The following is a 19,409-nucleotide window of genomic DNA, read 5'->3' as shown; positions in this document are numbered from 1 at the left end:
GCCTGAACCTATGCTTGATCTGACACGTCGAGGACGACGTCATGCAAATACGACCTAAAACGTATCTGCATTTCATTTCGTTGTGGCGATCACTTCGCGATGCGATACCGCCACACCGTGACGATGTGCCCGCTGAAACGTCACCGTTCCTCATCTATACCGCGGCCGTGCTGATGCTTCTCTTGGCCATTCTGGAACTGGACGCTCATCGAGGCGAGCTGGAATTGCTCGGCCTTTTGGGGAACGACTACCCGATTCCGCCCGCTTTCCTGGGCCCGTAGCCCCGCCTCTCGACCACGATTTCGTTCGACCTCGCAGGCTCAAGCGCATCGATTTGCGAGCCCTGGCTGAACGGTCTGCTGCGCGGCCTTCTGCCTAAAGCGCGATGAGATTGGGATGAATCGTCATCGCGCTTTAGGTTGTTGTTTGAGCATGATCTTTTCGGAAAACCGCTGCGCACTTTTTCGGATCATGCCTTAGCGCTTGGAATCCCGCGGAAAGACCAATGACCGATCGTCAAAATCGTCGACCGGCAGCTTGTCTGCGCTTCGACCGCTTTGCATGCCCTGCAATGTCGACGTGCTTGATGTTCCGGCGCGCCCGACCGTTGCGTTCGAGTGTGATCGCGGGATGCCGGTCACAGCAGCAAGCAGACCAACAGCGGCGATGGAACAAATGATCAAAGGCTTCATGCGAAATCTCCTGTCCGCCAGAAATCCCCGCAGCGATCTGATTAGCGCGAAGCCTGACGTGGGGGTGTGAGCCGCCTCACACCTCCCGGGATTCTTGCGCTCAGCGCCTGTCAGGTTCCTAGTTTGGAACCGTCAGAGCCGGCTTCATCCCGGAGCGAGGTTCGTCGACCGCGCGGGGCGGCAAGGCTTGTTGGGCGCGATTTGTTTGGCGCGCTGGTCACGAACAATCTTCGGGAGGCGTTGCGAAACAGCACGTCAGGCACGAAAATCTCAGACCATCTACCGCACCAGTTTCGCACCAGAAACGATCTCACCGGAACACAACGAACACGACCGAACGCAGACCAAAACGCGTCCAGATCAACGAAGCCGACTTCGAAGCGGCCGCATTGGCACGGGGGCGGCTCAGTTTTCGGACAATCACATCTTGATCGCATTCGCGAAGAGCCCGTCACCCCACTCGTACAACGGCCGCATGAAGTCCGATTGGGTGTGGATTGCTCGACCTTTGCGTTCACGCCATTTTCGTCCGTAGGTATCGAACGGAAAGTGTCGCATGTAGTAGTCGCAGGTCTCTTCCCAATGGTCGACCGACAACGATTTGCCGTAGTGCTGGCAATAGAGGCCAGTCGCCACGCGTTCAACGCCACCCGGCTCGCGCGCATGGTGCTCTGCGAAGGTGACCTGCAACCGGTTTCGCCACAACATCAGAATGTCTCGCCTTTCCGGACCAAAGAAACGACGAAAGTCCAACAGTTCGCGATCGGCCTGATAGGGTGCGTGGTCCCCAGGAGTCATATAGGCATCGAACAGTTGAACCCGCACGCCGTCGCATTCGCTAGAATGCGTTCCTTCTATGAATCCGCGTAAATCCCCGGTAACGCGCTCATCCGCATCGAAGCAAAACATCCAGTCGAACTGCAAATGCTCGCGCGCCGTCTGCAACAAGAGGCCGCGATGCCGACCCTCAGCAATCCGGCGCGCCTCGATGTCAGCTTCCCATGAACGATTTGTCACAATCAGAGCGACTTTCGGGTGTTCGCATAGAATCTCCAGCGTACGATCCGTGCTCGCGTCATCATAAGCGACAATCGCATCGACCTGCTTGCCCACGTAATCCAGTGTGTCTCTGAGAATAAGCGCTTCGTTACGAACGCGGGTAGCGCCGATTAGAAGGTGCTTGTCACCCAATAGACCTGTGTTGCAAGCAATAATTCGTTCGCCCTCGCGAAGTAGCCAACCAATGGTGCCCGGCATGATCGACGCCTCCCGACTATAAAAAATTGACACCAACGATGGCGGACGGGCGCGTATCAGCAAGATTAAGAACTCTCGTTGTCGCCGCATCGAGCCGGCGAGCCGCCCCTCTTGACCATCCCTCCCCATACGCGATTTCGTGATATCTTCTCAAAGAGGTTGTTAGATCAGCGAATGCAAGGCCCTGACCGCGGCTTCGCGGGTCTCCACAGGAACGAACAAATTTATCGAATGTGGTGATAGAACGTACTTTTCAACGACAATCCCGTGGGATTGCAGAATTTGCATCGCCTGAAATGGCAAGTCTGAAGAAACGCCGCCGAAGCAAGTGAGGCTCACCGAACTCAAAGTCTCACGCCCTTTGCGCAAGTCCTTGCTCCTTTCCAGCGTGCGCAGCAGAGTGTCGAGCGTTTCCGACTCGCAAGTCATCATGATGCGCGTTTTTCCGGCGGTGAAAGCCGAGACGAGGACTTGCGGCCAAGATAGGCCGTTTTGCTTGAGATGCTGCGCAAATTTCTCAAAACCATGACTGAGATTCGTCGAAGCGATCTCCACATGCTCAATACGAGCCATCGAATTGACGGCCAGAATTTTTCCGGTTTCCATTCCGATAACCTCTTTCATCACTCGCGTGCTGTGTTCGTAATTGCCCCATTTTCGTAAGAACAAAGGGATATTTTGGCTTTGTGCCAGCTCCACGCTGCGAAAATGCAAAACCTTGGCGCCCCAAAAACACATTTCGGATAACGATGCAAAATCCAGCCGGCGCAATGGCTTTGCGCTCGCCACGACGCGCGGATCGGCCGAGCAAATTCCGTCGACCTCTTTGATAATTTCACAGCGCTCGGCCTTTAGCGCCGCAGCCATGGCGACGGCAGTGGTGTCGCTGCCGCCCCTGCCTAGTGTGGTGATCTCTTTGGTTCGCGGATTCACGCCTTGAAAGCCCGCTAAAACCACGATGCGTCCGCGATCGAGTTCTTCGAGCACGCGCGCAGGCCGCACATCTAAAATTCGCGCGGAAGAATGAGATTCGTCTGTCATTACACCGGCCTGACTCCCGGTAAAACTAATGGCTGGCGCACCGAGATCAGACAGGGCCATGCTCATCAACGACATGCTGATGCGCTCACCGGTCGTTAGCAACATATCCAGTTCGCGGCGGTTGGGATGCGGGCTTACTTGATAAGCCGCCTTAATTAATTCGTCGGTCGTCTTACCCATCGCTGAAACGATCGCCACGACGCGATGACCACGGCTGTGCAAATCGGCGAGGCTCCTCGCAACCGCGCGGATTTTTTCCGGGGTTTCTAGACAGACGCCGCCGTATTTTTGCACGATGGTCGGATTGTTGCGCATTTACGTGCGACGGCAGCTGTATGAGCGGTGGCCTGATGTTCGCTTCGCTCCGCCGGATAGTTTCATGCATCTAGCTCCAGAACTGCTTGCGGTCCGCGCAAAGATTGGATCACCCCTATCGAATTTCGCGACGTTTTTTCCGCGCGCCAGCGCGTCTCTGAGGTTCAGAGATTAGGCCAGTGCACGCGGTTGCCCACGTACCTCTCCGCTCATCGCCTTTCACAGCTCTCCAAGTATTCGATACAAGAATCGTTTTTCTTGGCGGAAGATTGGCGGTCACGACAAGATCGGCTGGGTAACGCTAAAGGTTCTGCCGACCCGAAAAATAATCCCTGAATGAAAGTGTCGTACCGGTTTCGCCGGGAAATGGCCACACGCACGTCCTCGGACCAGCGGTGCCGCCGACCCGTCTCCACCGCTTCAAGCCGTTCGACTTGGGCACTGAGCCCATCACCGTCCATCAGGACAGTTCTCAATACCGCGCCTCTTTCGGCAAGGCGGCCCCGCCGGATGTGTCCTAACAGAGTGGCCCGACGTCGTGTTTTCTAGGACGTACCAAGACTTGTCAGCCTTGCACTCCCCAAAGGCCTTGCCCAAGGCAGCTAACGAAAATTTGGGTCCAGATGCTGGACATAATCGATGTGGATCAAATATCATCCACCATTGCGCGCGATTGTTCCAAGCTCCGAGAGCTTGGCGGCCGGACCCTGTCGGCTGAGACAACAACTGACGCCCCCCGAGCCCGTGCCTACTTTCGCTTGGTTGCCCTGAGTTAGTGCGTCGCTACCAGCAGGTTGCGCTATGCTGAAACACTTGCTCATTGAAGTCATTGGTCACGTTTCCGGTCTCAGCGACGCGCAGCTTGAACAAATTGAGCGGTCGTTGCCCGCGACCAAGGCGCTGATCGATCTTCTCAGTAAGGCACATCCGATCATCGAACAGGCGGAAACGCTCTATAATGAGGCGCAGCCGCTAATCGATCAAGCTAGGAGAGAGTGGCAAACGGTCGGCCCTGCAGCGCACATTTTGATTGATGTGATCTCACATCATCTCAACAAAGGCAGTTCGCCGGCGGAGGCCACTGAGGCAGTGCGCGCGGCGCTCGGCGGGTCAATACAGAACGTTGCGCAGGATCGTGGGATGGACCGGGGAATGAACCGCGTGACCGTGTTTGGGGGGACCGGCTTCGTTGGTTGTCGCGTTGTACGCCATTTGAGCGTCTCCAGCGTTACGGTGCGTATAGCCTCACGGCATCCTGCGCGGGCCGAGGGCGACAACGCGGAACAGGTCATCGCTGATGCCCATGACGAGCGCTCTGTAGAGGCCGCCGTTATGGGTGCCGACGGCGTCGTCAACGCGATCAGCCTTTACACCGAGCATGGAGGCGACACATTTCATTCGGTGCACGTCGAAGCGGCCGCCAGGATCGCTGGAGTGGCACGGCGGGCCGGGGTCAAACGGTTTGTGCACCTATCAGGCATAGGCGCTGACCCCACATCGCCGTCGCCCTATATTCGCAATCGCGGCGAGGGCGAGGTGGCTGTGCAAGCGGCGTTCCCTGGCGCAGTCGTTATCCGCCCGGCGGTAATGTTCGCGCCGGACGACGCCTTTCTCACGACAATTCTTGGGCTGCTTCGGACCCTGCCGGCTTATCCGCTATTCGGCGACGGCAGGACGAGGCTTCAGCCGGTGTACGTGGACGACGTCGCCGCGGCGATCGCACAGGTCCTGCGGCAAACACAAAGACCGTTTCCAATCTACGAACTGGCCGGCCCGCGCGTTTACTCATACGGCGAGCTGTTGCGGACCATTGCGCGCACCGCCGGATTGCGGCCAATGCTGGTGCGAATACCCTTTGCTTTCTGGAATGCCGCCGCCGGCCTCGCTGAGATCCTGCCGCACCCGCCGCTCACGCGCAATCAGGTTGAGCTTATGCAGATCGACACGATGGTCTCGGGCAGCCGGCCGGGATTCGGTTCACTCGGAATTTCGCCGCGATCGCTCGAAGAAGAACTCAAAGCGATGCTCAAGCATACAAACGAGGAAACTCAAAACACAAATGAGGGTCGAGCCAGGTAGGGTTGAGACTTCGTTACCGTGTCACGATGTGACTACTGATGTCGGGAAGCGGCTTACCTCCGAGGTCGAGCACTAGGCCCGATAGATCGATGGTCGCAGCTCAGGGGTCAGTTCATCCGCCAAAGTTTTTACAAGAGCCGAAGGGGAATGACCCTCCCGAGTGAACCCTTAGCGTGCGGCCAGCCGCCTGGAGCTGTCCGAATTAGGACAATCGATCTGTCACATTAGGATACCCAACGGAGTGCTCCTTTTGCGCAGTCACCTCTTCACTTTGACCGGGAATAAATTGAGTTGGCCGGCTCGACTCATCCAGCCCAAGTCCGGACGGCAGGCGGCCCTACCACGCGACTCGCGAGGCGGGGTCGTTGCGTGTAGGGCTATCAGATGTGCTACCAGTTGGGCCGCAAGATGGTAGCGGGAAAAGCAGATCATGACTGACGATCAGGTCAATCTCGTGGTTCGGCACCTTTGCGAGCAGTTGCACTTGACGCTCCGATTGAAGGGCAGCGAGGCACATCCACCAAACGCCAAGGATATTGGTTTCGATCCTGCCTCTGTAAGAACTGTGTTGCTGACGTTCGGCGGGCTTCACAATCCACCACGAGGCAATCGGGGCGAGCGAAGAGCCGCCGTGGTCCTAATGAAAAGCCCAGGACAGAGGTCCCGTGCCAAGGTCCGGGTCGTACGCACCGGTCCACCTTTGAGCCGGTGACTTCCGGTCTACTCGCGTGAACGGAATTTGGCAGACCAACGCGACTGGTCGGGCTCGTGCCAATAGACGTCTTTTGCGTCTACTCAATTATTTGAGTCAGCTTGTGCGAGTAGTGTCGTCGGAACTACGAGCTTGAGCGCTTTTGCAGTTCTAACGTTGATCCATAACTCGACCCGCGTCGGCTGTTCGACGGGCAAGTCGCTGGCTCGTGCACCCTCAAGGATTCCTTTGACGTGGTAAGCTGATCGAATAAAATGACGCCGTCTCGACGCACCGTAAGCGAGTAGACCACCTTCCCCGACGAAATCCGGCGATGTTGCGAAGCTCGGAATGCGGTGCATCAACGCCAACGCGGCGATGCGGCTTCGATACGCGAAACGAGGACGACTTCGCGACTCCATCGGCCCCGGACCCGGCGAGCGCAAGAGCGCACCCGCGTTAGCATTACTTGGGCCGCTTAACGATACCAGATCGCTTCGCAGATGGCCTCCGGGTGACGATCGTTTCAATACCTTGCAGCGTCCGCGCGAATTCGGACCGCAGGTGCTGCGCGTGTGCTGCATCCTTCGGCTCAGATAAAAATGCAATCTTCACGAAGAAGCGGTTCAATCGCGATGTGACGAGAAGATTGTCAGAGTGTTGCGAGCGTAAGTTCGTGATCTGTCGTCGCATCTCAACGAGATCGAACCGGTCATCGTCGGGCTTATTCGCCAAATGAAGCTCATACCGTTGCGGTAGATAAACGAAGCCGCCGCGCCGAGTATCTTGGCGCGACGACCTCGCCATGGTGAACCCGGACGGGGCAATGTCCGGTGCAGAGAGGTTAGCGCTCCGCAGCTCGGGTGCAATCGAAGACGCGGATTAAGCTTGATGTCGTCGCGGAAGGTTAAATCTGGAACAAGCGCTACTGTGGTCTGCAGCACGCCCGCGCGTCCAGTTAAGCGCTCCTTCTCCAGCGACGTCCCGGCCACGCGATCAAGGTCGGAGCCTAGCGCTTTGGCGCGGGTTACGTCGCGCTCAATCGATCGCTCGGACTTGCCAGATTTTGCCGCCGTGTCCTTAGCGAAACTGTCCATAAGGCCGTCAAGCCGCCTTTCGCTTGGAGATCAGCTTCGCCCGTTGCGCCGACGTCAGGTCGCGGCGGATCAGGTTTTCGTCGATTTCCATATCCAACCAAATTCAACTTCACGAAGCACTCGCCCGGCGAGCGTGGCGACCCCGCGAATTGCCGCTATCGAATGCCGCTAGCGCCGCTATTTGTTGATGTAAGTGACTGAAAAACACTTGCTGGCGCTCCCTAGGGGAATCGATCCCCTGTTTCAGCCTTGAGAGGGCTGAGCAGCAAGAGTGAGTTCGCCGCCGGAGTTGTGGCTAGGATCAAGAGCCGAGCCCCTGGTTCAGGCGGAGTTCCATCCATCAAGGACTAGGTGGTTGGCTCGAGCTTTTGTCAGAATTCGCGGCCTAGTTCACGAGTCGCGACCCGCTAGGCTGCCTTTGACGAGACTTCGACCTACGACATTTAGCGGGCAACGCGAACTCAGAACTCAATATCGAGCGCGCTTCCCCTATCGACTCACGAGTTTTGGCTTTTGGTGAAAATCGACTCATGATTCTTGGGTTTCTCGACTCGCGAATTTTTGGCAGGCCACGATAAATCAATGGGTTAAGCGACTCGCTTTTGATTGGTCCCGACACGCTTCGCGAGCTTCGGCTAGGCAAACCGGTGCCGCAAATGGCAAGCGAAGCGGCGAAGGCTGCCGCGCCGAAGCCCGACGGGCGAAGGCGGGCTGCGAAATCAATGATTTGGGCCTTGACCGAATTTTCCGGTGGACCGGCTGATTTTGTTGGAGCCAGACATGATCAAGATCGCGACACTCCCCGTTGCGACACGCGATGCCCGCGAGCGCATCCAGCGGCGGATGTGTGGCGCCGTTCCTGCCTCTCTCATTCCTGCCTCTCTCATTCCGGGACTGAACATGCGCAAGCTTCTGGCGATTTTGGTGATCTCGTGCTGGGCCACTTCGGCTTACGCACAAACGGCCGACCTCATTGTCACGAACGCAAAGATCGTGACGCTGGATCCTGCATCGACGATCGCGCAGGCGCTCGCCGTCCGCGACGGCAAGATCGTTGCAGTTGGCGGCAACGATGCCATGGAAGGCCTGATCGGGCCCGCGACGCGCCGCGTCGACGCCGGCGGACGCACGATCATTCCGGGATTGATCGATTCCCATATTCACGCCGTGCGCGCCGGCCTCACCTACGCCACCGAGGTCAACTGGATCGGCGCAAAGACCATTGGCGAAGCCATGGAACGCTTGCGCCAGGCGGCCAAAGCGCGCCCGGCGTCCTGGATCATCGTGGCCGGTGGCTGGAGCGACTTGCAATTTGCGGAGAAGCGGCGGCCGACGCTCGCCGAGGTGATGTCGGCCGTTCCCGACAATCCGGCCTACATCCAGCTGTTCTATTCGGCGCTGCTGATGACGCCGAAGGCGCAGCAAGCCCTCGGGATCTCCGCGGATCAGTTGCCGGCCGGGATCACGGCCGAGCGTGCCACATCGGGCGAAACCACGGGCTGGTTCAACGGCTCCATCGTCAGTATCTCCGCGCTGTTCGATCGCCTGCCGAGGCCCAATTTCGAGGACAATGTCGCCGGGACCCGGCAGTTCTTCACGGAGCTCAATCGTCTCGGAATTACCGGGATCGTGGATCCCGGCGGTTTCAGCATTTATCCCAGCCACTACGCCGCCTTGCAAAAGCTCTGGCGTGAAAAATCACTTTCGGTGCGTGTCTCCTACAGCCTGTTCGCCCAGAATGTCGGCGCCGAATTCGAGGAGTACAAGAACCTCACGCCGTTCCTGCCGATGGGATTCGGCGACGACATGCTGCGATTCAACGGAATCGGCGAGCGGATCACCGGCGCCATGTACAACAACAACGCGCCCGACGCGGCGGCGAAGGACAAGTTCCTCGAGATCATTCGCTGGGCGGCAAAACAAGGGCTGACGGTCACCATCCATTGGCAGGAAGACAAATCCGTCCATCACCTCCTCGACCTCTATGAAGAGGTCAACAAGGAGACGCCGATCGCGCCGCTGCGCTGGTCCATCGCCCATCTCGACAACACCTCGCCCGAAACGCTGGCGCGGATGAAGGCCCTTGGTGTGGGCTGGACCATGCAGGACGCCATGTACCTCGGAGGCGACCGTATCGTGGCGCAGGCGGGCGAAGCCGCGCGCAGCATGCCGCCCATCGTCACGGCGTTGCGGACGGGCGTCCATGTCGGGGCCGGCACGGATGCGCATCGGGTCGCATCCTACAATCCGTTCGTGGCGCTGCAATGGATGCTCGACGGCAAGACCGTCGGCGGACTATCGACGCGCGGCCCGGACGAAACACCCAGCCGCGAAGAGGCCTTGCGCCTCTACACCGTGGGAAGCGCCTGGTTCTGCTTCGACGAGACGCGGCGCGGCACGCTCGAAAACGGCAAGCTCGCCGACTTCGCGGTTCTCGATCGGGACTTCATGTCCGTCCCCGTCGAGCAAATTGGCGCCACGGCGTCTCTGCTGACGGTCGTGGGTGGCAAGGTCGTCTACGCAGCGGATGTATTCGCAAACGCAAAATAAGAGCTGGAGGCCCGCCGTGCCGCTCTCGCGAAATCTCGGCCTGTTGTCCAATGCAGCGATATTTGCTCTCGTCTCACACCATGCAGCTCGGGCCGACATACGTTCCAGCCAGTTCCTGGGCGGCGGTCCCTTGGTGGCTGCCCGGCAGCCGCGCTCATTCAACCACCTCGTCGGCGCGTAACAGGAATGACTCCGGTACTTTCAGACCGAGTGCCCTGGCGGTCTTCAGATTGATGACGAGGTCGAACTTGGTCGGCTGTTGGACTGGCAAGTCGGCGGGCTTCGCCCCACGCAAAATCCTGTCGACAAAGGTCGCAGCAAGCCGCCATAGGTGGGTTGCGTCCACGCCGTAGGACATCAGCCCGCCCGCATCGACGAACTCTCGGTATTCAAACATCGTTGGAATTCGCGCGGTCAGCGCTCGGGTCGCAATGGCGAAGGTGAGTGGGACGCCGACGGCATAGAGTGCGTCCGCACGGTCCCTGAGGGCCTCGAAAGCCGATGCAACGTCCTCTGCGCGCCGGATTTCCAATATCGTCGCCTCGAGGCCGAGCGCGGATGCCGCCGCCTGCACCTCATCCATCCTGTTTTTGAAACCGGGGCTATTGGCATTGACCATAACGAGCGGCGGAAACCTGGGACAACCTCGCGCAACAGCTCGAGGCGCTTGCCGGCAAGACTGATGGGGTTGAGCGCCAGGCCGGTCGCATTGCCGTCCGGTCGGGCCAAACTTGCGACGAGGTCGCTGCCAACAGGGTCGCCAGAAATGGAGACAATTGGGATGAGCGATGTCGCGCGTTTTACCGCGAGAGTCGGAGATCCCCCCACCGTGACGATGACATTCACCTTGAGCCGGACGAACTCGGTCGCAATTTCCTTGGAGCGTTCGGTATGTCCCTCCGCAGAGCGATACTCGATCGCAACGGTCCGCCCCGCGATCCAACCGAGTTCGCGCAACTGATCCTCGAAATCTTGGGCCGACCAGGCCGGGCCCAAGAATCCGATGATGGGTAGCTTTTTCGTCTGCTCCGCCCGCGCCGGGCTCGGGCCCATAACCGCGGCAACGCCGACGAGCGTGATGAACTCGCGCCGCCTCATTGAATTACTCGTTTGAAGCGCCCGACTGAGGCATACAGCCTAGCATTTTTCAACCGGGAGCCGAGCGAGAAAAGGGCTGGCAGCCCGCCCTAACCGTGCGACGCAATGTCCGCAACGGGTCAAAAACGGCGCTTGGGAAGTCGGCCGGTCACTTCCGGTCCGCCCCGATAAGCGGACCACTTCGCAGTTCGCTTGCAGTTCGCATTGGGGCCATCAGGAGAAGTAAGCCGTCCTCACTCGATCACTTCGTCGGTGCGGGCGAGGAGCCCTGGCGGTACAGCCACGTCGAGAGCCTTTGCCGTTTTGAGGTTGACTGCCAACCCCGTCCCGATGCACCCAACGACTTCTTTATCCAGCCCGCCGCCATCCCAATGAGGCGTGGCACGTCGCCCAACAGTCGAAGAGCGCCTGCCCTTCGGCGAGACTTGGTAGAACGAAATACGCTGGCGATACGCGAACGCAACACGACCGTCCGCGAGCTTGTTGTCACCGTCCATCGTAAACGGGTGGACGCTTTTGTGCCTCGGCATCACGGCCTTCCTGGAAATCCCTGGTCGTGAGCAGCGCACTATATTGGTCGCCGAGCTTAGCGAGCGCCGTCTGAGAGTCTTCGAGCGCCATATGGGAGGAGGCCAGGGACGTCTTAATCCCGAGAGGGCCGCATGCGGCGATCTTGTTGGCGATCTCGACAGCCTTCGCGAGAGCCGCATCTCGGTTTGGGGCCACTTCCTGAACCGTTCCCATCCGGAGGGCTTCCTTCGCACCCCAATGATCGCCTGTTAGAATGAACCGCATGGCATTTCCCCATCCGGCTTCTCTGGGGAAACGAACCGTTGCACCGCCTCCGGGAAAACGGCCGTGCGTATTCTCATCCTGACCGAACTCCGTGTCTTCCGACGCTACGCGTATGTCCGCTACAAGGAAAAGCTCGTGCGCCATATTCCAGGTGTCGCCATGCACCGCGACAACCAGAGGCTTCGTGAGCGCTGGCCCGGTCCGCCCCAGAGGGTCGATGAAGCCGGGCCCATCCATCATCTTTTTTCCCGACTGAGCGAATGCCTTGTAGGCATCGACATCGACACCTCTGGAGAAGCGGTCGCCATAGCCGAACAGAACCGCCGCACGGAGCGAGGGGTCCCGATCATACTCGTAGTATGCTCTCGCCACGCTTTCTGTCGCATCCGGATCCAGCCGGTTGTCGATGTAAGGCCGATTGATGCCAATCAGTACAATTTGGCCTCTGCGCTCGATGGTGATCTTCGTCTGCTGATCGTACGGGATGTCCGCCATAAGCCTGGACTGCGCGGCCTCGTCGGTTTGTGATGTCATCGACTTGTCTCCCGATTTCTGGGCCTGCAACGCAACCGTCCCGAAAAGAACGGCCACTACTCACCGCTATCGGTGCTGAAAGCTGTGGTGTTGAGCAACGCCAGGCATTGCCCCATAAGCCCTGTTGGCCCCATACCAGGGAGCCGCGCCGCCAGGGAGTTCGAGGCCCATTCTGCCTGCTGGCGTTAACTCGCAGTCGTTCAATATATCCCTATTGGGATATTGCGCCTGAAACGAAGCTGGATTTTGAGTCGCCCACGTCGGGCACTGGGCACTTGCAGAGGTTATCGCGCCAATCGACATCATCGCTGCAATAATGGAAGTCCTGAATCCAATCATAATCGTACTCCGAACGGTTGTTGTTTTCGTGCGGAGCGTTCGCGCTGGCTAGAATCGGCTGCTCTGTTGAAAGCGTTTCCTGCGAATTTTTTTGACAAGGATTAGCTAGGTATGCGCTTGGGAAAAGACACGCAGTGGAAAATCACAGCTGCGCGAACGGCAAATCGGCACGCTCACCATTGCGTGAGCCGCCCCCACATCCACGGATGTCTGACGTCGGGATTGCGGTCCTAGATCATGCGCCGAGGCTGTTGAAAGGAGCCGCCAAAAACCTCCTCCTTTCGCGTTCGGTAGATGGTGACGACCTCCCGGCACGCTTTGACATTCAACCGGTGGAAATCGATCTTCAATTGATCCAGCTCGCCAACGGTTATCCGGTAGTTGGCCGCGCCCAGGAACAGCAGCGCCATTGTGGTGGGCCATGAGAAATCGAGAGACTTGGCCAGGATCAACACCGGCTCGCGATCCTTCTCGATCAATGCCCGTTCCGCGACGTCTATTGGAAGCCCACAGAGCAACGACAGGGCAACGGTGGTCTCGTTGAACTTGAGAGAGTGAGCAAGCTCGAAGACCTTGTCTTCCGTCAATTCGCCTCTCTCGTGCAGTTTTGCCACCGTGCGTTTCGCCGTGAAGTAATCCTTCGACGCCGGGCCAAACCTGGCGTGAATGGCGCCGGTGACATCGACGACGACGCGATGGACCTGATTTTCGATATCCGGACGCTCCCTCTTCAGCTTTTGCCGCACCTCTTCAGAGGCTTTGGCGATCAACTGGTGGAAGAGATGTCGAGGAATATCCTTTCGAAGTCCTACCGATTCAGCGAGGATCGAATCCCCTTCCGACCGCCGCACCAGGTGCAGAAATCCGGATTTGGAGAGGTTCGCCCCGGCATTTGAAGCGACCGAGGTTACGACCTCGGGAGATCCGCGCACCACCAGGACATCGGTGACCGTTTCCGGGACCGTTTGCCGCTTGGAGATTGCAAGCAAATGTTGCTGGCTCTTGTTCTTGGCACACGCAATCAATGTCTCGGTGTCGAGGCGCTCCGACTGACTGAGAACCGGCCATGCGACATCGATGCAGTCGTCGCTTGCCATCTGCCGGGTCAACGCATAGGGCGCGTTTGAGCTGCATGCGAGCTTTCCCGCGAGCTTCGCCCGCGCGCTCGTTTCAATCTCTTGCGCGAGACGACCGATGACCTCACCGAACGTCCAGATCTGCTCCTCGGAATAAGTGCCGGCGATCAGGATGTCCGCCGCATGCCAGAGCGCCCGCAGACAACTCTCGGGATTTCCTCTCGCAACTGCTTCGTCCAACTCGGCCAAGAATGACGTGATAGCAGCCATTGATGCGCTCGCGGTTTGAAAATAATCGAACGACAAAAGCGGATTTCAAACGAATGGGCGATGACACCACTCCAGACCTGAACACGCCGTAAAATCATTCCCGCCGCCTCGGATCGGGCATAAGATTCGCCTAATCAGATCGATCGAATTTTAGGTAGTGCCTGACTTGGAGGAAGCGGACGCCGTCAACACCCGCCCAACGTAGCTGCACCCGCGAGGTCACGCGTTTTGACCAGCAGCAGCCTCCGGCAAGCGAAGGATACCTCGGCTGGGGCAGCAGCACCGCCCACCGAATGGTTCGGCTCACGCTTAAGGGATTACGGCGACAGTGCTACTGCGCGCCGTACTCGAATGGCTGAAATTGTAACTGGAGGCGCGACCGACGTAACTACAATACCAGCAACAGTCCCGAAACCAGCAAGATGCTGAGGATAATTCGCCGGAACAGCGCGTCATCGACGCAGCGAAAGACAAAAATCCCGAGCGCCGTTCCTGCAACGAGCGCCGGGATGCCGACGGCGAAGTCAACCAGGACCTTTGTCGACAGATCTCCTCGGATCAGCATGAGAACAAGTGCGAATATCTGCATGGCGGCGATGAAGGGTTGAACCATTCCGCGCTGTTCGGTTTTCGGCACGCCGTGGATGTCACACCATATGGTCGGTATTGCACCCGGCATTGCCGTCAACCCGCCGACAAAGCCTCCGCCGAAGCCGATCAATGCATTACGTCCCGCATTCATCTGCAGGCGATGAGAAAGCGCCGGCCGGAACAACGTGTAGGCCGCGTAGCAGGCGACGGCGAGACCAAAGCTCTCCCTGAAGATCCGGGCGTCTGCAGCTTGCAGCAACCACACGGCGATCGGAACGCCAAGCAATCCGCCGACGACCAGTCCCGAGCTCTGCTTCCAGCGGATGCTTTTTCTCAAGGCCCAAAGACCCGCGGCTTGCACGGTGATGCTGCAGGCCATCATCAGCGGGACCGCCTCCCGTGGCGGGAGAACGTGAAGGAGAATCGCGCCGGCCACCGCCGAAAAGGCAAAGCCCGCGAGGCCCGAGACGAAAGCGCCGCAAAACACGGCGATGCTGAGCAGGCAAAACGACGCCATGTCGCCCATGAGCTAACCCTTCGTGTCTGTCAAATCCTGGAATAGCGAGCTGGCGATCAGTCCCCGGACGACAGTCCGGGCGGCTCGGGCGGTGCCCCAGCATCGCTCTGGCGGGTCGACGTCAACATCGTGGCTGCAAGAATGTGAAAAATGACAACGCCGATGGCGATCGTTGCGAGCAGCGTATTCTCGCCCGGCGCCGAAATCCGAAGCTTGCGTTCGGACGGCTTTTCACTGACCGGCATTGTCTCGCCCTCCAACATCTGACCGAGAGGCAAACTGGGGCCACGCATTGTCGATCAGGTGGTAGTTCTGCCGAAGGGTGCGCTCTGCCTGCAGCCGTCGCGCATGGTGGAGCGCTTGAAGGAGGCGCCCAAACCAGCCTTCCTTTCGGGAAGACCCCGTGGAGGCGACAAACGAACTCGCTGAAATTGACGCATCGCCTCTGGGTGAAGCTCTGCCGTTAAACAATGGTACGGAGGATGCCACGAGCGACTGAAACATCTTGTGAAGCAACAACCCATAGAACACGCGGGTGAGACGCCGTGCCTTATCTTCCAAGCGCATGACACGAACACCTTGTGTGAGTGACCGGATACGGCTGGAAGTATCGAGCGGGACGCGGGGCCACGCTTTAAGGCGAGCTTAATTTGTTCTTATCGTTTCCTTGATTCTGAAGGGTGTGCTTGCTTTCGGGCCCGCGTACCGGTTGAATATCCGCCTTGCGCACACCTCCGAAGGCATTGTTTTGCTGTACCTATTTGACGAGTTTGTCCTCGACACCGACCGGCGGGAATTGCGCCGTGACGGACGTACGATCCCGTTGCAGCCCCAGGTTTTTGACGTCCTCGAATATCTGATCCGCCACCGCGCCCGGGTGGTGACCAAGGACGATCTGATCAGTGCAATCTGGGGCGGGCGCATCGTCTCGGAGTCGGCGCTCACCACCCGCATCAACGCAGCCCGTACCGGAATAGGCGATTCCGGCGAGGCGCAGCGGCTGATCAAGACTTTGCCGCGCAAAGGCGTCCGCTTTATCGGCACGGTGCGGGAAGCGGCCAGGGAGGTCGAGAACGCGGTCGTACCTCTGAAAACCGAAATCTCCACCCCGGTGGTCGGCCGGACCCCCTCCTTCGAGACGATCGACCAGATGACGCGGCACGTCCTGTCCGGCAAACGGCAGATGGCTTTTGTCACCGGAGAAGCCGGGATCGGCAAGACGGCCTTCATCGCCAAGGCGCTCGAGCAGCTGACGGAACAGGGCTTCGATCAGCTCTATGGGCGCTGCACCGAACGGTTCGGAACCGACGAAGTCTTTCTTCCACTCATCGATGCGCTGGTGAGCCGCTATCGCGCAAACGGCCCGGAACTGATTTCGGCAGTTCGCGCCCACGCACCCACCTGGATCCTGCAATTGCCAGGCGTCATCGACGCATCGGAACGCGCGGCTTTCCAGGACGAAGTGTTCGGCGCGACGCGCGAACGGATGCTGCGCGAATTCTGCGATCTTCTGGAAGCGCTGAGCCTCGACCGCCCCTGGGTTCTTGTTCTCGAAGATCTGCACTGGAGCGACTTCGCGACACTCGACGTCCTGTCTCGGTTCGCACGCGGGAACGGCAACGCGCGCGTGCTGGTCCTCTGCTCCTATCGTCCGGCCGACAGTTCCGTCGGCGGGCATCCCATCCCTCGCCTGCACCGGGACCTCGAGATTCACGGATACTGCAGCGAATTGCGCCTCGATCGGTTGTCGCGTCCGGAGGTCGAGCGTTACCTGGCATTGCGCTTCGGCGACGAGCAGCTTGCCTCCAGCCTGTCAAAGCCGGTATTCGAGCGAACGCTGGGACATCCGTTGTTTGTTGCCACGCTGCTCAAGCACTTGATCGACCAGGAGTCGATCATCGAAATTGACGACGGATGGCGCCTGTCCTCACAGGCGGCATTTGCGCAAGACCGCATTCCGGACAGCCTCGTGAACATGATCGGCCACGAGCTCGATCGCCTCACCGACAACGAGCGGCGTCTGCTCGACGTCGCCAGCGTTGCCGGCGAGGAATTTTCTGCGGCCCTCGTTGCGGCCGGTCTGTCCGACGATGCGATCGACGTCGAAAGGGACATCGAAGCGTCGATCCGGAAGGATCAAATCCTCGCTCGGTCAGGGGTTTCCGAGTGGCCCGATGGCACATATTCGGGCTGCTACGCTTTCCGTCACATTCTCTATCAGAACATCATCTACCAGAATCTGCCGCCGGGGCGCCGCGCACAAACGCACAAGCGCCTGGGCAAGAGGCTGGAGGAGGCCTATGCCGGCCGCACCCCTGAAATAGCGCCTGCGCTCGCACTTCACTTTGAGCAGGGTCGCGACTTTCCGAGCGCGTTGCGTTACCTCCGGGAAGCGGCAAAGAACTCGACGAAACGCCTCGGCCACGCGGAGGCCGCAAGCTATCTCACCCGCGCGCTTGGCATACTCGATCGTTTCGATGCTGCCGACAAATTCTCGACCCGCGTCGCTCTTCTGCGGGAGCGAAGCTGGGCTCTTCGCTCGTGCGGCGACCTCGCCGGCTCCATCCGTGATCTGCGAGACATGATTGCCTGCGCCGAACAAGCGGGCGAGATCAAGCAACAGCTCAACGGCCTTACGGCTGTGAGCAGCCTCTGCTTGCGCGTGGATCGCCACGCCTGCCTTGAGGCCGCTGAAGATGTGCTGTCGCGAAGCCAGGCGCTGGCGGACGACACATTCAAGGCTCTGGTCCAGGGCAGCAGCGCGAGCGTCAACCTGTTCCTCAACGGCTGGCGCAAACAGGACGCCACGCTCTGCGACAGGGCGATCGAGCTGAGCGCGAATGCCACGCATTATGGCATCCTGATCAGGCGCAATGGAATATCCGGTATCGTCGATTGCTGGAGGTCGCGGTACCAGGAGTGCCGCCGCGCCGGCACGGAAGGCAAGCGGTTGGCCCGTCTGGCCGGCGACGTCTACACTTTTGTTCTGTTCAACGTTCTTGAGTCGATCGCGCTTATTCATCTGGGCGAGTGGCGCGAGTTGCGACTTGAAATCACGGCCGGCCTCGAACTGGCCGTCAGGAACGCGAACGGCCCCAGCAGCGCATTGTGCCGGCTGACGCTTGCGTGGTTGCACGTCGAAGCGATGGACTTTGATGGAGCCCGTGAGCTCTGCGAAAGCGTCGACGATAGTCTGCTGGTCGGAGATCAGTCGACCTACTTCCACAAGCGGGCCGTCCTTGCCAAGGCCTATGTCGGGCTGAACGACCCGTCGGGAGCTCGCAGGCAATTTGATGACATCGAGCGCCGCAGGCATGAAGAAGGCATCGATATCGAGTTTACCGCCGCGACGCAGGTGTATCATTGTCTCGGCGAATATTACCTGCAGGTTGACGACTTTACGCAGGCTGAGAGCTGTGCGCGCCAGCTCCACGACTATGTGGCCACGGCTCCGGATCTCAATCACCTGGCCCAGGCCCACGGACTGCTCGCCCGTACTGCGCTTGCCATGGGCAATTCAGCGGAGGCTCAGTTGCAGCTGTCCCGCGCGCTGGAGATCGTCGACAGCGCCGACTTCCCGATTGCTTCCTGGCGGGTGTACCGCACGGCCGCCGAGATCTTCGCGAAGTACGGCGACGTCGACAGAGCGGCGACGTATCGCATGCGATTTGTCGAGACCGTCCGAAGGCTCGCGCAAAATTTCGAACCCGGGGATCGGCTGCACAAGAGCCTGCTCGCCATGTTGGCGACGCGAACAGCGCAACTGGAAGCAATGACCTCTCTGCCTTCGCGGCCCGACAGTGCACGCCATTGACCCGATCCGCCTCGACACGCATGGCGGCCAGGTCTGCAATCTACCGATCGGTCGGCCGAAATGGCGATAAACTGTGCGGCAAGTTGCGATGAAAATGGCCAAGCTACTTTGAGCTTCGCGCCGCGCGCCAATCCTTGCGAACGCCGGCGAGGTCCGCTGCTCAGCATATCATGGGGTTATCCCCGTGGTCGCAAACTCCACCCGGTTGATCCGAGGGCACTGGCGCAAATGCGTGGTAGGCCGGCGCAGCGATCGATCGCTCGAAGCGGGAGCTCGCCCCCACGCCCTGTTCGGTGTGCCGATCGCCAGTGCGGTGCTCACGCGCCTGGAGCGGCGTGCTGAAGATTGCGGTGACGACCAGTCCGGTCAACAACGCCTTGGACAGGACTGATCCGACGAGATTTTTGAATGGTGTCATCGTGGTGGTTCCTTTCGTTTGGGGGATCCCCCGCGAGGCAAGAGATCCGATCCACCACCCTTAGACGTGCGTTGTCGCGCGCTTATTCCCAAGTCACAAAGTAGTTTCCGAGGCGCGTACAATCTTCTCGGACACGAGACAGAGCTCTACGCCAGATTCGGTTGCCTGCATCGAACGTGAATAAAAGTTTAGTTAGCCGAGAGCCGGGCGCGTCCACGCGGTGCGAGGCGAACCT

Annotated in this window: 13 protein-coding genes, 1 tRNA gene and 1 pseudogene; 4 read left to right on the top strand and 11 right to left on the bottom strand. The window is 59.2% G+C overall.

Annotated features, from left to right (window positions below):
- Positions 1-41: 41 nt before the first annotated feature.
- Entirely contained in the window at positions 42-281 is a 240-nt protein-coding gene (locus AB7535_RS01765; RefSeq protein WP_085403298.1) for a hypothetical protein, read from the top strand.
- 195 nt (positions 282-476) lie between these two features.
- On the opposite strand, the gene AB7535_RS01760 is transcribed toward AB7535_RS01765, so the two are convergent.
- From AB7535_RS01760 to AB7535_RS01750, 3 genes are all read right to left on the bottom strand, one after another.
- A complete protein-coding gene (locus AB7535_RS01760; RefSeq protein WP_085403297.1) occupies positions 477-692 on the bottom strand; it encodes a hypothetical protein in 216 nt (71 codons plus the stop codon).
- Positions 693-1,112: 420 nt separating this feature from the next.
- Positions 1,113-1,949, bottom strand: coding sequence for a glycosyltransferase family 2 protein (locus AB7535_RS01755; RefSeq protein WP_085403335.1), 837 nt, complete (start codon positions 1,947-1,949; stop codon positions 1,113-1,115).
- A 162-nt stretch (positions 1,950-2,111) separates the two neighbouring features.
- On the bottom strand, positions 2,112-3,305 hold the full coding sequence (locus tag AB7535_RS01750) for an aspartate kinase (RefSeq protein WP_135216935.1): 1,194 nt from the start codon (positions 3,303-3,305) through the stop codon (positions 2,112-2,114).
- Between the two features lie 801 nt (positions 3,306-4,106).
- Between AB7535_RS01750 and AB7535_RS01745 the strand changes: the two genes are divergently transcribed.
- Entirely contained in the window at positions 4,107-5,384 is a 1,278-nt protein-coding gene (locus AB7535_RS01745) for a complex I NDUFA9 subunit family protein (RefSeq protein WP_244623454.1), read from the top strand.
- Between the two features lie 795 nt (positions 5,385-6,179).
- Here the strand turns inward: AB7535_RS01745 and AB7535_RS01740 are convergent.
- The 3 genes from AB7535_RS01740 to AB7535_RS01730 all read right to left on the bottom strand — a co-directional run bounded on the left by AB7535_RS01740 (position 6,180) and on the right by AB7535_RS01730 (position 7,469).
- Positions 6,180-6,497 (bottom strand): ABC transporter substrate binding protein, encoded by a 318-nt coding sequence (locus tag AB7535_RS01740; RefSeq protein ID WP_161495882.1) that lies wholly within the window; start codon positions 6,495-6,497, stop codon positions 6,180-6,182.
- Positions 6,498-6,701: 204 nt separating this feature from the next.
- Positions 6,702-7,172: a hypothetical protein gene (locus AB7535_RS01735; protein ID WP_167768314.1), complete on the bottom strand. Its 471-nt coding sequence runs from the start codon at positions 7,170-7,172 to the stop codon at positions 6,702-6,704.
- A 212-nt stretch (positions 7,173-7,384) separates the two neighbouring features.
- Positions 7,385-7,469: transfer RNA gene (locus AB7535_RS01730), tRNA-Glu, on the bottom strand.
- 483 nt (positions 7,470-7,952) lie between these two features.
- Here AB7535_RS01730 and AB7535_RS01725 point away from each other — a divergent pair.
- The gene (locus AB7535_RS01725; RefSeq protein WP_245344195.1) at positions 7,953-9,722 is read left to right on the top strand and encodes an amidohydrolase; all 1,770 of its coding nucleotides are present in this window, start codon (positions 7,953-7,955) and stop codon (positions 9,720-9,722) included.
- 154 nt (positions 9,723-9,876) lie between these two features.
- Here AB7535_RS01725 and AB7535_RS01720 read toward each other — a convergent pair whose 3' ends face one another.
- The 5 genes and pseudogenes from AB7535_RS01720 to AB7535_RS01700 form a co-directional block, all read right to left on the bottom strand.
- Positions 9,877-10,341 (bottom strand): ABC transporter substrate-binding protein, encoded by a 465-nt coding sequence (locus AB7535_RS01720; protein ID WP_439037214.1) that lies wholly within the window; start codon positions 10,339-10,341, stop codon positions 9,877-9,879.
- A gap of 17 nt (positions 10,342-10,358) precedes the next feature.
- Positions 10,359-10,775, bottom strand: a pseudogene (locus AB7535_RS01715) (ABC transporter substrate binding protein); the annotation flags it as partial.
- Positions 10,776-11,306: 531 nt separating this feature from the next.
- On the bottom strand, positions 11,307-12,149 hold the full coding sequence (locus AB7535_RS01710; protein WP_244623263.1) for an enoyl-CoA hydratase-related protein: 843 nt from the start codon (positions 12,147-12,149) through the stop codon (positions 11,307-11,309).
- Positions 12,150-12,718: 569 nt separating this feature from the next.
- A complete protein-coding gene (locus tag AB7535_RS01705; RefSeq protein ID WP_085403290.1) occupies positions 12,719-13,834 on the bottom strand; it encodes a DUF2336 domain-containing protein in 1,116 nt (371 codons plus the stop codon).
- Positions 13,835-14,222: 388 nt separating this feature from the next.
- Positions 14,223-14,951 (bottom strand): sulfite exporter TauE/SafE family protein, encoded by a 729-nt coding sequence (locus tag AB7535_RS01700; protein ID WP_085403289.1) that lies wholly within the window; start codon positions 14,949-14,951, stop codon positions 14,223-14,225.
- A 700-nt stretch (positions 14,952-15,651) separates the two neighbouring features.
- Between AB7535_RS01700 and AB7535_RS01695 the strand changes: the two genes are divergently transcribed.
- Positions 15,652-18,756 carry an ATP-binding protein gene (locus AB7535_RS01695; protein ID WP_144030810.1) on the top strand — a complete coding sequence of 1,035 codons (3,105 nt, stop codon included), beginning with the start codon at positions 15,652-15,654 and terminating at the stop codon, positions 18,754-18,756.
- Positions 18,757-19,409: the final 653 nt, after the last annotated feature.

Source organism: Bradyrhizobium sp. 956_D2_N1_4 (assembly GCF_052076025.1).
Taxonomy (GTDB): Bacteria; Pseudomonadota; Alphaproteobacteria; order Rhizobiales; family Xanthobacteraceae; genus Bradyrhizobium; species Bradyrhizobium barranii.
Note: the sequence above shows the minus strand (reverse complement) of the source record. Positions and strands in the feature narration are given on the sequence as shown.

Bases quoted from the DNA above. Each gene is read 5' to 3' on its own strand.
- AB7535_RS01765 (WP_085403298.1), top strand. From the start codon at position 42: ATGCAAATACGACCTAAAACGTATCTGCATTTCATTTCGTTGTGGCGA.
- AB7535_RS01735 (WP_167768314.1), bottom strand. From the start codon at position 7,172: ATGGACAGTTTCGCTAAGGACACGGCGGCAAAATCTGGCAAGTCCGAG.
- AB7535_RS01750 (WP_135216935.1), bottom strand. From the start codon at position 3,305: ATGCGCAACAATCCGACCATCGTGCAAAAATACGGCGGCGTCTGTCTA.
- AB7535_RS01745 (WP_244623454.1), top strand. From the start codon at position 4,107: ATGCTGAAACACTTGCTCATTGAAGTCATTGGTCACGTTTCCGGTCTC.
- AB7535_RS01720 (WP_439037214.1), bottom strand. From the start codon at position 10,341: ATGGTCAATGCCAATAGCCCCGGTTTCAAAAACAGGATGGATGAGGTG.
- AB7535_RS01725 (WP_245344195.1), top strand. From the start codon at position 7,953: ATGATCAAGATCGCGACACTCCCCGTTGCGACACGCGATGCCCGCGAG.
- AB7535_RS01700 (WP_085403289.1), bottom strand. From the start codon at position 14,951: ATGGGCGACATGGCGTCGTTTTGCCTGCTCAGCATCGCCGTGTTTTGC.
- AB7535_RS01710 (WP_244623263.1), bottom strand. From the start codon at position 12,149: ATGACATCACAAACCGACGAGGCCGCGCAGTCCAGGCTTATGGCGGAC.
- AB7535_RS01740 (WP_161495882.1), bottom strand. From the start codon at position 6,497: ATGGAGTCGCGAAGTCGTCCTCGTTTCGCGTATCGAAGCCGCATCGCC.
- AB7535_RS01705 (WP_085403290.1), bottom strand. From the start codon at position 13,834: ATGGCTGCTATCACGTCATTCTTGGCCGAGTTGGACGAAGCAGTTGCG.
- AB7535_RS01755 (WP_085403335.1), bottom strand. From the start codon at position 1,949: ATGCCGGGCACCATTGGTTGGCTACTTCGCGAGGGCGAACGAATTATT.
- AB7535_RS01760 (WP_085403297.1), bottom strand. From the start codon at position 692: ATGAAGCCTTTGATCATTTGTTCCATCGCCGCTGTTGGTCTGCTTGCT.